This is a genomic window from Neorhizobium vignae (assembly GCF_000732195.1).
Taxonomy (GTDB): Bacteria; Pseudomonadota; Alphaproteobacteria; order Rhizobiales; family Rhizobiaceae; genus Neorhizobium; species Neorhizobium vignae.
This window is the reverse complement of the sequence record NZ_JNNU01000002.1, coordinates 232,720-243,947: the sequence shown is the minus strand read 5'-3', so window position 1 is coordinate 243,947 and position 11,228 is coordinate 232,720. Positions and strand designations below refer to the sequence as shown.

The 11,228-nt window shown below is 63.2% G+C and carries 11 protein-coding genes; 5 read left to right on the top strand and 6 right to left on the bottom strand.

Annotation, left to right across the window (positions count from 1 at the left end; translation table 11 throughout):
* Positions 1–8: 8 nt before the first annotated feature.
* Positions 9–368: a hypothetical protein gene (locus tag GQ59_RS01310; RefSeq protein WP_037076577.1), complete on the top strand. Its 360-nt coding sequence runs from the start codon at positions 9–11 to the stop codon at positions 366–368.
* 75 nt (positions 369–443) lie between these two features.
* Here the strand turns inward: GQ59_RS01310 and GQ59_RS01305 are convergent, their stop codons facing one another.
* Positions 444–1,340, bottom strand: coding sequence for a LysR substrate-binding domain-containing protein (locus GQ59_RS01305; protein ID WP_037076574.1), 897 nt, complete (start codon positions 1,338–1,340; stop codon positions 444–446).
* Positions 1,341–1,457: 117 nt separating this feature from the next.
* Between GQ59_RS01305 and GQ59_RS32495 the strand changes: the two genes are divergently transcribed.
* Positions 1,458–1,685 carry a hypothetical protein gene (locus GQ59_RS32495; protein WP_037076570.1) on the top strand — a complete coding sequence of 76 codons (228 nt, stop codon included), beginning with the start codon at positions 1,458–1,460 and terminating at the stop codon, positions 1,683–1,685.
* Positions 1,580–2,197: a nuclear transport factor 2 family protein gene (locus tag GQ59_RS33525; RefSeq protein WP_084682930.1), complete on the top strand. Its 618-nt coding sequence runs from the start codon at positions 1,580–1,582 to the stop codon at positions 2,195–2,197. Before GQ59_RS32495 ends, GQ59_RS33525 begins: the two co-directional genes overlap by 106 nt.
* Here the strand turns inward: GQ59_RS33525 and GQ59_RS01290 are convergent.
* Together GQ59_RS01290 and xdhC are read right to left on the bottom strand one after the other, a co-directional pair.
* Positions 2,178–3,110 (bottom strand): LysR substrate-binding domain-containing protein, encoded by a 933-nt coding sequence (locus tag GQ59_RS01290; RefSeq protein ID WP_037076565.1) that lies wholly within the window; start codon positions 3,108–3,110, stop codon positions 2,178–2,180. The two genes, GQ59_RS33525 and GQ59_RS01290, sit on opposite strands and share 20 nt — an antisense overlap.
* 316 nt (positions 3,111–3,426) lie before the next feature.
* Complete coding sequence (xdhC, locus tag GQ59_RS01285) at positions 3,427–4,260, bottom strand: xanthine dehydrogenase accessory protein XdhC (protein WP_037076562.1); 834 nt, start codon at positions 4,258–4,260, stop codon at positions 3,427–3,429.
* Positions 4,261–4,483: 223 nt separating this feature from the next.
* Here xdhC and GQ59_RS01280 point away from each other — a divergent pair, with 223 nt between their 5' ends.
* Entirely contained in the window at positions 4,484–5,398 is a 915-nt protein-coding gene (locus GQ59_RS01280; protein WP_037076559.1) for a DMT family transporter, read from the top strand.
* Between the two features lie 17 nt (positions 5,399–5,415).
* Here GQ59_RS01280 and xdhB read toward each other — a convergent pair whose 3' ends face one another.
* The 3 genes from xdhB to GQ59_RS01265 form a co-directional block, all read right to left on the bottom strand.
* Complete coding sequence (gene xdhB, locus GQ59_RS01275) at positions 5,416–7,752, bottom strand: xanthine dehydrogenase molybdopterin binding subunit (RefSeq protein WP_037076557.1); 2,337 nt, start codon at positions 7,750–7,752, stop codon at positions 5,416–5,418.
* A complete protein-coding gene (gene xdhA, locus GQ59_RS01270; protein ID WP_037076556.1) occupies positions 7,752–9,224 on the bottom strand; it encodes a xanthine dehydrogenase small subunit in 1,473 nt (490 codons plus the stop codon). Before xdhA ends, xdhB begins: the two co-directional genes overlap by 1 nt.
* A gap of 66 nt (positions 9,225–9,290) precedes the next feature.
* The gene (locus tag GQ59_RS01265; protein ID WP_037076554.1) at positions 9,291–10,067 is read right to left on the bottom strand and encodes a 3-hydroxybutyrate dehydrogenase; all 777 of its coding nucleotides are present in this window, start codon (positions 10,065–10,067) and stop codon (positions 9,291–9,293) included.
* Between the two features lie 202 nt (positions 10,068–10,269).
* On the opposite strand from GQ59_RS01265, the gene GQ59_RS01260 reads away from it, so the two are divergent.
* Positions 10,270–11,196 carry a manganese catalase family protein gene (locus GQ59_RS01260; RefSeq protein ID WP_037076552.1) on the top strand — a complete coding sequence of 309 codons (927 nt, stop codon included), beginning with the start codon at positions 10,270–10,272 and terminating at the stop codon, positions 11,194–11,196.
* The last annotated feature ends 32 nt before the right edge of the window (positions 11,197–11,228 follow it).

Sequence of the window (11,228 nt, the reverse complement as noted above, 5' to 3'; positions counted from 1 at the left end):
CTAAGCACATGCGTGGTATTCTGACAGGTGTGATGATTGCGTACGCGTCCTGCGTCCAGGTTGGTTCGGCCAGTGCCCACGAGGCACACGGTTCGAACGGCTCGACGTGGAAATATGACGGCTTCTGCTGTAACGGCGACAACCATACCGGCGACTGCCAGATGATCTCGACCAAAAACGTCAAGATCATCGAAGGTGGCTACGAGATCATCCTGGGTCCCGGGGATCATCGGTTGATCACCCGCCCGCATGATTTCAGATTGCCGCAGAGCCAGGCCAGGCGGAGCCAGGACGAGGAATATCATCTCTGCCTCTACCCAACCGAAGATACGCTGCGCTGTTTCTACGCGCCGGATATGAGCTACTAGCCGCTGCCAGCGGCCAGGAGCGAACATGTCGAGCCAGTTTTCCGTCCAGCAAAGCGGCGGATAGAAAACTGACTGCTAGTCCCGGAACGTCGGCATGGTTTTCCGCATGAAGTCGCGAAAGGCACGGATTTTCTTGGAGTTCCTGCGAGCTTCCGGATAGACGAGCCAATAGTCGCTGCCGTCATAGCCGAGAATGTCGAACGGCTGGAGCAGCCGCCCAAGGGCGATGTCATCGGTATAAAATTCCGGCTGCAGGATCGCGACCCCCTGGCCGGCGACCGCGGCGGCAGCCTCGAAGACCTGTGCCCCCATTCTGCTCACGGGCCGACCGCTGAGGTCGACCTTCGGCACGCCGGCTGCGGCAAACCAGAACGGCCACCACGGATCGCCGGGATCGATGATCCTGAGCTTCAGGATATCCTCCGGCCTCGTCACGCCGCCGATCGTGGCAGCCAGATCCGGGCTCAGCATGGGCGTGAAATGATTGCGCATCAGAAAATGCCCGCGCAGGCCCGGCCATTCGCCCTTGCCGCTGCGGATCGCGATGTCCGCCTGCGCCCGCGAAAAATCGATCATCTCCTGCGATGTCTCCAGCCTGACGGCAATGCCCGGATTTTCGAGCTGGAAGGTGCCGAGATGGCGCGCCAGCCAGCGCGAGGCAAACGTCGCCGTCGAATGGATGATCAGGGTGCCCTCCGATGCGTCGTGAAGCGTGGCGAGCGCATCGCCCATGATCGCGAATGCTTCCGCGATCCTCGGGGCCAACCGTTCTCCCGCCTCCGTCAGCGAAACCTGCCTCGGCCGGCGCAGGAAGAGCTGTTCGCCGAGCGTGTCCTCCAGCAGCTTGATCTGGTAGCTGACCGCCGTCTGGGTGAGCCCCAGCTCCTCGCTGGCCCGGGTGAAACTCATCAGCCGGGCCGCGGATTCGAACACCCGCAAGGCATTCAGCGGGAACTGCTTCGACATCTTCATGGATAAGTTCTCTTGATCCGTACAGACGGTAATTCGATTGGATTGACGAGATTTTCCGGCGCAATCTACCTCCACAATCATCAAATGAAAACGGGGTATCCCCGTTGGAGGCAAGAGATGTTTTCCATCCTCAACTGGCCCTTCGATCAGTTTTTCCCGAAGCTCGGCATCACGGATGCGATCCGCCGCCGGCTGGCGGTCCGCCGCAACAATCTCGATCTCGAGGAGATGCCGCAATCATGGCAGCGCGACCTCGGCCTGCTCGACGGTCGCGACAGGCGCGGTCCGCAGGACGAGGGCGCCTTTCACGCGACCAGGCGCATTCAGTCGCAGCGGAATCTTTGAACGGGCAGCCAATGAGGCCTGTCTGCCTGACCTGCCTGCTTGACGGGACGCCATCCGCCGGCTTCTATCCGGTGCAGGCCGATCAGGCCTGCTTCGACTTTAAGGGATGTGGAATGGCAGCTCAGCCTTTGGACCTCGACGATCATATAGCCGAGCTCCTGCAGGCGAGGACCTCCGCCCTCATGCGGCAGTCCCGGGCGGACATGGAAGCTCTCCTTGGCAGAGAGTTTACCTATATCGACGCGCACGGCGAGGTCTGCGACCGTTGCCAGTATCTGGATCGGTATTGCTCCGGAAACGGCCCGCGTTTCCTGAAGCTGGAGATGGACATAGTGCGGATTATCGCGCGCGATCACGCCGTCGCGGTCCTGCTTGATTGCCGGGAAGAAATCGAGTTTGCGGGCGAGCAATCGAACGGCCTCCACCGGGCGCTCTACATCTTCCGAAAACAGGCGGACCGCTGGCTCTGGTGTGAAGGGCAAGCCACAGAGATCAGTCCGCCGGTTGTTTAGCACGGGTTGTCCCCATGGCCGCGAGGTCTTGGGCAAGGGCCGTCTGGATCCAGGCTGCGAAGGCCTTGATCTTGGCGGTGTTTCGCCGCGCCGGCTGGTAGCCGAGCCAATAGGTCTTGCCGTCGCCGACGCGGAGATCGAAAGGCTGCACGAGGCGCCCCGAGGCGAGGTCGTCCCGGAAGAGGAACGGGCTCAGCATCGCCACGCCGTCGCCTGCAATCGCGGCCTTGGCTTCCAGGTCAAGCGCGCCGAAGGCGTTGAGACCCGTCTGCCGGATCGATTCCGGGCCGATGCCGGCGGCATCGAACCACTCGCGCCACCACCCCCTCGTGTCGGAGATCCATGGCAATTTCAGAAGATCCGTCGGCTGCCTGATGCCGCCGGCGCGGTCGGCAAGCTGCGGCGCCAGCATCGGCGAATAGTCCAGCCGCAGAAGCGGATGGCAGACCAGGGCCTCCAGCGGTTCAGCGCCGATATGGATGGTGATGTCGGGCCATGTGCGCTGCTGGTCGGCGGCGTCCATCTGGCGCACCAGGCGCACGGCGATCTGTGGATATTCGGTCTGGAAGGCGCCGAGGTGCGGTGACAGCCATTGCGACGCGAATGTCGGCGGCGAGTGAATTTCCAGCATCTCCTCGATGCCGTGCCGTGTCGATTGCACCGCCTCGGTCAGCAGGGTGAACGCTTCCGCCACCTTGGGAAGCAGTTTTTCGCCGGTTTCGGTGAGTTGCAGTGCCCGCGGCCGGCGCAGGAACACCGTGTCGCCGAGAAACTCCTCCAAGAGCTTGATCTGGTAGGTCACCGCCGTCTGGGTCATGCCGAGTTCTTCCGCGGCGCGGGTGAAATTTTCCAGGCGTGCGACGGCCTCGAAGACCCGAAGTGCATTCAGCGGAAACCGGCGTGACAATTTCATCGATAAGTTCTCTTGATCGCGACCCACTGTATTTGAATTGGAATTTTCCGGCAATCGGCTCCATTCATGATTGCAACCGATCCATCCTCACTGTCGATGTGGAGCAACCATGCTGTCCGCAAGCGCCCCTGCCTTGCCTTTGAAACCCTCCCGCCCGGTCCTTGCGTGGCGGCAGTTTCGCCGGTTCTTCCAGCGGCTTCTGCGACCCGGGAGCCCACGCATCCCGGCGCTGCCGGACGATCTGCGCTGTGATCTCGCGCTCCCGGAAGCCGGGCCGCAAGACCGTGAGGCGGCATTCTGGGACGGGAAACGGCGCTCAGACGGTCGGGATCTGCCGCTTTGAGGTCCGCGCCTGCCGAGCGGCGTAGGTTTCCAGCAATTCGGCGGCGACGAGTGCCGCGATCACGGCCGGGCGCTTGTCCCTGACCGCCGTGCCGCCGATCGGCAGCACCAGGCGGGGCAGCATGTCATCACCGCAGCCCTCGCGCTTCAACCAGTTGGCGAAGGTGGCCCGTTTGGTCCGCGAGCCGATCATGCCGACATAGGCAAGGTCGGTGCGCGCCAATGCACGCTGGGCGATCAGGAAATCCAGCGCATGGTCATGGGTGAGGATGATTGCCGCGCCGCCGGCGGGAATCTTTTCGACAAAGGCTTCCGGCATCGCGGTCAGGCGTGTTTCCGTTTCGGCCGGCAGGTCTTCCAGTGCCTCGGCGCGGGTCTCGACGACGGTTACCGCGAAGGGCAGGGGGGCCAGCGCCCTTGCGAGCGCCTGGCCGACATGGCCCGATCCGAACAGCGTCACCGCCGGCCGGTCGTCTTCTTCGTCGCGCAGGCGCCTTTCCAGCATCTCCGCCAACTCCGGCGTCAGCGGCCGGAACGCAAGCCGGGTATGGCCGCCGCAGCACTGGCCGATCTCCGGGCCGAGCGGGATGTCCATTACCGCCTCGCCGCCGCCCGACAGCATCGCCCGGGCATTGTCGATCGCCATATATTCGAACTGCCCGCCGCCTATCGTCCCCCAGATCGCCTTGGTCGCCACCAGCATGAAGGTGCCGGCCTCGCGGGGGGTAGAGCCCTTGGCCTCGCGGAGTTCGACGAGGATTGTGCGCGGATGAGCGGCGATGAAGGTGGGGAGGGCGGGCTGAAGCATCCATATCCTGCCGATGCGGTTCTACGACATCACTTTAAACTGGCCGGCCCCCACACGGCAACCATATCCGCGATACTGTTCTGCGATCGGACGAGACCGAGACGCGCTTCACGTTCCGGATGCCGGCGCATTGACGCCACGGGGCTTCTTATTCCATGGGAGGGCAAAGGATGTTTCGGGCTCCGACGTCCAAGCATCGTAACGCTCGAAACCGAAGATCTTCATGAAGCCTCGCGATCTCGCCATTTATGTTTTCCTCGCCACGGCGTGGGGATTGTCCTTTCTCGTCGTGCTCAAGGTGGTTGCCGCCTTCGGCTGGGTCGGGGCGGTGACCATTCGCGCGTTCATCGCGAGCTTTACGCTGTTTGCCCTGGCTCGGCTGACGCGCCGCCGGCTGGATTTCGGTGTCGGCTGGAAGCCCTTCCTGATCGTCGGGGCGACGACGGTCGCGGGCCAGCTGATCGGCCTGTCCTACGCGACGCCGCTGATCGGCACCGCGATGGCCGCGATCCTGGTCGCGTCGATCCCGCTGTTTTCGATGTTGATCAGCCATGTCTGGGGGCTGGAGCGCATCGGCGCCACCGGGCTTGCCGGACTTCTGCTCGGTGTCGTCGGGATATTGCTGCTCGTCGGCTTTCCGGCGGTGCCGGTCACCACGTCCTTCGTGGTCGGCTGCGCCGCGGCGCTCGCCGCCTGCTTTTCTGCCGCGTTCGGCAGCAATTACGCCAGCCACCGGTTGCGCGGGGCAGGGCCGTTCGAAGTGACGATCGGGTCGTTCCTGTTCGGCGGGATCATCACCCTGCCGCTTCTGCTCGTCATTCCGGTCCCGGCCATGCCTTCGGCGACCGATTTCCTCTACCTTCTCATCTCCGGCTGCGTGATGAGTGCAACGACCTATGTGCTCTACTTCCAGCTCGTCGCCTCGATCGGTGCGACCAGGGCGATCAGCGTCGAATTCGTCGTCACCGTGGTTGCGGTGTTCGTCGGCGCCGTCGTGCTCCACGAACCGCTGTCGGCGATCCAATTCGTCGGCGCTGCGGTGATCATCTCAGGCTGCGCGCTGGTGCTCGGTTTCGTTCCGTGGCGGGTCCGCAGATTGGCGCAAACCCCCATCCCGCATCAGGATGGGGTGCCTTGAGGCCTTAGCCGGCGTCCTCACATCGCCTTCAGCCGCTCGACCGCCATCAGCACACGTTCCGGCGTCGCCGGCGCGTCGAGCCTTGGGCAGACCGAATAATCCGCCACGCTCGCCACCGCCATCGACAAGGCCTCGAGCACCGAGATCGCCAGCATGAAGGGCGGTTCGCCGACGGCCTTGGAGCGGCCGATGGTGGGTTCGGCGTTTTCGGCCCATTCGGCGAGCTGCACGTTGAAGATCTTCGGCCGGTCGGAGGCGAGCGGGATCTTGTAGGTGGAGGGCGCGTGGGTGCGCAGCCGCCCCTTGTCGTCCCACCACAGTTCCTCGGTTGTCAGCCACCCCATGCCCTGCACGAACGCGCCTTCCACCTGGCCGATGTCGATCGCCGGATTGAGCGACTTGCCGACGTCGTGAAGGATGTCGGTGCGCTCGATCATGTATTCGCCGGTCAGCGTGTCGATCGAGACTTCCGAAACGGCGGCGCCATAGGCGAAGTAGTAGAACGGCCGGCCGCGGCCTGCCTTGCGGTCCCAGTGGATGCGCGGCGTCTTGTAGAAGCCGGCGGCAGACAGTTGCACGCGGTCGTAATAGGCGGCCCGGACAAAGGTGTCGAAGGGCACGATCTCGCCTCCGATGCGCAGCCGGTTGGGCAGGAACTCGACCTTGTCGCGGCCGACCTTCCACTGGCGCATGGCGAAATCGATCAGCCGTTCCTTGATCTGGCGGGCGGCGTCATAGGCGGCCATGCCGTTGAGGTCAGTGCCGGACGAGGCGGCGGTGGCGGACGTGTTCGGCACCTTGCCCGTGGTCGTCGCGGTGATCTTCACCCGGTCGATATCGACCTGGAACGTATCGGCCACCACCTGCGCCACCTTGGTATAGAGGCCCTGGCCCATTTCGGTGCCGCCGTGGTTCAGGTGGATCGAGCCATCATTGTAGATATGCACCAGCGCGCCCGCCTGATTGTAGGCGGTCATGGTGAAGGAGATGCCGAACTTCACCGGCGTCAGGGCGATGCCCTTGCGGATCACCGGGCTGTGCGAATTGAATTCCAGGATCGCCTGCCGGCGGGCCTGGTAGTCCGACGAGGTTTCCAGCTCGTCGACGATGCGGGCGATGATATTGTCCTCGACGTCCTGGTGATAGGGCGTCATCGTTCGGTTCGAACCGCGCTGGCCGTAAAAGTTCAGCTTGCGGATGTCGAGCGGATCCTTGCCGACCGCATAGGCGATCTCCTCGATGATCCGTTCGCCGCCGAGCATGCCCTGCGGCCCGCCGAAACCGCGAAACGCGGTGTTGGAGACCGTATGGGTCTTCAGCGGCTGCGAGGTGAGGCGCACATGCGGATAGAAATAGCTGGAATCCGCATGGAAGAGGGCGCGGTCGGTGACCGGGCCGGAAAGGTCGGCGGAAAAGCCGCAGCGCGCCGCATAGGTGGCATCGACCGCATGGATGCGGCCTTCCCCGTCGAAGGCGACGTCGTAGTCGACGCGGAAATCGTGGCGCTTGCCGGTGATCGACATGTCCTCGTCGCGGTCGGGGCGGAATTTCACCGCCCGCTTCAGCTTCTTGGCGGCGATTGCCGCGAGTGCCGCGAACTGGTTGCCCTGTGTCTCCTTGCCGCCGAAGCCGCCGCCCATGCGGCGGGTCTGGACGGTCACCGCGTTGTTGGCCACCCCGAGCACATGCGCCACCATGTGCTGCACCTCGCTCGGATGCTGGGTGGAGGACCAGACGATCACCTCGTCATCCTCGCCGGGAACGGCGAGTGCGATGTGGCTTTCCAGGTAGAAATGCTCCTGGCCGCCGATATACATGTGGTTCTGGACGCGCAGGGGCGCGTTTTCGATCTCCGTTTCCGGCTCGCCGCGCTTCAGCGTCATCGGCTCGACGACATAAGGCGCGTCGTTCTCGCGGGCGCTGTCGATATCGGTCCAGTGCGGCAGATCGCGGTATTCGATCTTTGCAAGTTTTGCGGCGCGGCGGGCCTGATCGCGGGTCTCGGCGATGACGGCGAAGATGATCTGGCCGTGAAACTGCACGTTGGTGGTGGCGAGCAGCGGCTCGTCGTGCTGGCCGGTCGAGGCGACGTCGTTGAAGCCCGGAATGTCTTCCGCGGTGATTACCCAGACGACGCCGGGCGCGCTCTTGACCGCCGAAAGATCGATCGAGACGATGTCCGCATGCGCCCGGTCGGCAAGCCCGAGGCCGCCGTGCAGCGTACCTGAGGGTTCGGGAATATCGTCGATATATTCGGCGGTTCCGGTGACGTGCTTATGTGCTGAATCATGTTTCAGCGAGACATGCATGCGGCCGTTGATGATCGGTTTGGTATCGAACGTGGTCTTGTCCATCACGCTTCCTCCAGCTCGAAACGGCGCAGTTCCGCAGGTGCGCCGGCGGTTTCCAGGAAGAAGCGGGTGAGCAGGTTCTTGGCCGTCAGGCTGCGGTATTCCGCGGTCGCCCGCCAGTCGGTCAGCGGCTGGTAATCCTCCGCGAAAGCGTCGCGCACGGCCGAGACGGCGCCCCAGTTCCACTCCTGGCCGAGAAGCGCATCCTCGACGTGTTTCGCCCGTTTCGGGGTCGCCGCCATGCCGCCGAAGGCGATGCGGATGTTTGCGACCTTGCCGTCAGCATCGAGCGTCAGGTGGAAGGCGCCGCAGAGCGCGGAGATGTCCTCGTCGCGGCGTTTGGAGATCTTGTAGACGGCGAAATGGCTGCCTTCCGCCGGGCGCGGCACGAAGACCTTTTCGACAAACTCGGTGGGCAGGCGGTCCTGCTTGCCGTAGCTCAGGAAATAGTCCTCGAGTGCGATGGTGCGGCGGCCGGAATGGGAGCGCAGCGTCAGCTCGGCGCCGAGCGCGATCAGCGGCGGCGGCGTGTCGCCGATCGGCGAACCGTTGGCGATATTGCCGCCGATCGTGCCCATGTTGCGGACCTGGCAGCCGCCGATCCGATCGATCAGCCGGCCGAGCGAGGGGATCTCGTCCGAGAGGACGTCGAAAGCCTGGGTATAGCTGACGCCGGCGCCGATGGTGATGCCGGTCTCGTCTGATGTGATCGACTGCAGTTCGGTCAGGTGGTTGATGAAGATCACAGGGTTGAGGAGCCGCATCTGCTTGGTGACCCACAGTCCGACATCGGTTGCCCCGGCGACGATCGTCGCCTCGGGTTCGTCGGCGAGGATATCGGCAAAGGCGGCGACGGAAGCCGGCACGATCGAACGGGCGCCATCCCTGATGATGGTGATCGTGTCGTTGCCCGAGTGGATGCCCCAGAGTTTCGCCATGATCTGGATGCGGTCGCGTTCCAGCGGATCGAAGAGCGAGCTCGGCCGGTTGACGGAGATGTGCTCGGCCGCCTTGATGATCGGCTCATAGCCGGTGCAGCGACAGAGATTGCCCTGCAGCGCGCTTTCGATGTCGGCGCGCGTCGGCGTGCCGTTCGAAAGCCACAGGCCATAGAGGGACATGATGAAGCCGGGGGTGCAGAAGCCGCATTGCGAGCCGTGGAAATCGACCATCGCCTGCTGCACGGGATGCAGCGCGCCGTCGCGGCCGGCCAGGTGTTCGACGGTGACCACATGGGTGCCGTGCAAGGAGCCCAGGAACCGAATGCAGGCGTTGACGCTTTCGTAGCGCAGGCCATGTTCCGTGAGCCGCCCGATCAGCACCGTGCAGGCGCCGCAGTCGCCCTCCGCGCAGCCTTCCTTGGTACCTGTCAGCCGCCGCCTCAGGCGAAGATAGTCGAGAAGGGTTTCCGTCGGACCGAAATCTCCAAGGGTTATCTCTTCTCCGTTCACGATGAAGCGGATGGCTTCGCTCATGTCTCTCCTTCGTCCGCCGTTGCCGGCTCTTGTATTCCGTTACTGGTCCATCCAGTTACTCGCCAGTCACTGGGCGGTCCAGCCGCCGTCGATCGAGATATGCGTGCCGGTAATGCTTCTTGCCGCATCGCTGGCGAGATAGATCGCCGCCTGCGCGACCTCGTCGATCGCCACGAATTCCTTGGTCGCCTGCAGCTTCAGCATCACCTCGGTCTTTACCTGAGCCTCGGTAATGCCGCGCTCGCGGGCGGTGTCGGGGATCTGCTTCTCGACCAGCGGCGTCAGCACGTAGCCCGGACATATCGCATTAACGGTAATCCCGAATTCCGCAAGTTCCAAGGCCGCCGTTTTGGTTAGTCCCAAAATACCATGTTTTGCGGCCACATAGGCGGATTTGAACGGTGAGGCGACCAGCGCGTGGGCGGACGCCACGTTGATGATGCGGCCCTTGCCGGCCGCTTTCATCAGGGGAATGGAATGACGCATGGTGTGGAAGGCCGATGTCAGCAGGATGGCGATCAGCTGATCCCATTTTTCCGGCGGAAAGTCCTCGATCTTCGCCACATGCTGGATACCGGCATTGTTCACCAGCACGTCGACCGTGCCGAAATTCTTGACCGCCGTCGCGATCAGGTCCTCGATCTCGTCCGGCCTGGTCATGTCGGCGCCGTGATAAAGCACGCGGCCGGACCCAAGCGCATCGAGTTCCCCGCGGGTCGCTTCGATCGCATCCGCCGGTCCGAAACCGTTGATAATCACATTGGCGCCTTCGGCCGCGAATGCCTTTGCAACACCGAGCCCGATGCCGCTTGTGGAGCCGGTGACGACGACGGTTCTGCTCATGCCCAATCTCCCTGCGATCCAGCCTTCCTGGGCGGCGTTCTTGTGCGCCGCAATGATCACAACAGGTTATGCGCAAATTCCGCCTTCTTGCAATCGGCATCGTCAGGAAGCCTTACCGGTCAAAACGGACGCTGGTCGAAATGGCGAGGAACATTCGAGCAAGTGGCCGGTTGGGCGATATCTCCAACGAAAGGACCACCCAATGTTCATGCGCGTCGACAAGCTGCAGGCGGAACTTCCTGCGCCAAAGCGGGCCGATCCCAATGCGGCCGCTGCCCTCCAGGAGCTCCTGGGCGGCAAATACGGGGAAATGTCCACGCTCGGGAACTATATGTTCCAGAGCTTCAATTTCCGCTCCAAGGAAAAGCTGCGTCCTTTCTACAGTCTGGTGGCCAGCATAACGGCCGAGGAACTCGGCCATGTCGAGCTCGTCAGCAACGGCGTGGCGATGCTCAACAACGGCCCTGACATTCCCGACGGCGATGCCGGCAACGGTGGCGACATTTCCGGAGCGCCTTTCGAGGATATGAAGGACATTCGCCTTGCTGCCGCCTTCCTCTCCGGGGCCGGTGGTGCGATGCCTGTCAACAGCAATGGCGTCTCCTGGAACAACGACTTCATCACCACGACTGGCAATGTCGTGGTCGATCTGCTTCACAATTTCCACCTGGAATGCGGTGCGCGTCTTCACAAGCTGCGTGTCTATGAAACGCTTTCCGACCCGACCGGCCGTGAAGTCTGCGGCTACCTCCTCGTGCGGGGCTCGGTCCACGCGCACGCCTATGCGCTGGCACTGGAAAAGATCACCGGCGTCGACATCAAGAAGTTCCTGCCGACCCCCAACATTCCGCTCGGCAATATCCCGGAATGCCAGAAGTATCTGGACGAGGGGTCGCATCGTCGCCTCTACACGTTCAGCCCGGGAGACTACAAGGAAATGGCGGGCATCTGGGGCAATGGCGAAGTCGCCCTGCCGCTCGACCCACCCGGCGAACTTGAAGTCGTCGACGGCATGCCCGAGGGCGGCAAGATCCATCAGCTCGTCGGAGTGCCCTCCGCCTTCACACCGGACTACGCGCCGGAGGAAATGTTCGAGATCGCCGAGAAGCTTTACAAAAAATCGCGGTGATCTCTGCCTCGGGGGCACGCAGACTGCGTGTC

Bases quoted from the DNA above. Each gene is read 5' to 3' on its own strand.
- GQ59_RS01310 (WP_037076577.1), top strand. From the start codon at position 9: ATGCGTGGTATTCTGACAGGTGTGATGATTGCGTACGCGTCCTGCGTC.
- GQ59_RS01305 (WP_037076574.1), bottom strand. From the start codon at position 1,340: ATGAAGATGTCGAAGCAGTTCCCGCTGAATGCCTTGCGGGTGTTCGAA.
- GQ59_RS32495 (WP_037076570.1), top strand. From the start codon at position 1,458: ATGTTTTCCATCCTCAACTGGCCCTTCGATCAGTTTTTCCCGAAGCTC.
- GQ59_RS33525 (WP_084682930.1), top strand. From the start codon at position 1,580: ATGGCAGCGCGACCTCGGCCTGCTCGACGGTCGCGACAGGCGCGGTCC.
- GQ59_RS01290 (WP_037076565.1), bottom strand. From the start codon at position 3,110: ATGAAATTGTCACGCCGGTTTCCGCTGAATGCACTTCGGGTCTTCGAG.
- xdhC (WP_037076562.1), bottom strand. From the start codon at position 4,260: ATGCTTCAGCCCGCCCTCCCCACCTTCATCGCCGCTCATCCGCGCACA.
- GQ59_RS01280 (WP_037076559.1), top strand. From the start codon at position 4,484: ATGAAGCCTCGCGATCTCGCCATTTATGTTTTCCTCGCCACGGCGTGG.
- xdhB (WP_037076557.1), bottom strand. From the start codon at position 7,752: ATGGACAAGACCACGTTCGATACCAAACCGATCATCAACGGCCGCATG.
- xdhA (WP_037076556.1), bottom strand. From the start codon at position 9,224: ATGAGCGAAGCCATCCGCTTCATCGTGAACGGAGAAGAGATAACCCTT.
- GQ59_RS01265 (WP_037076554.1), bottom strand. From the start codon at position 10,067: ATGAGCAGAACCGTCGTCGTCACCGGCTCCACAAGCGGCATCGGGCTC.
- GQ59_RS01260 (WP_037076552.1), top strand. From the start codon at position 10,270: ATGTTCATGCGCGTCGACAAGCTGCAGGCGGAACTTCCTGCGCCAAAG.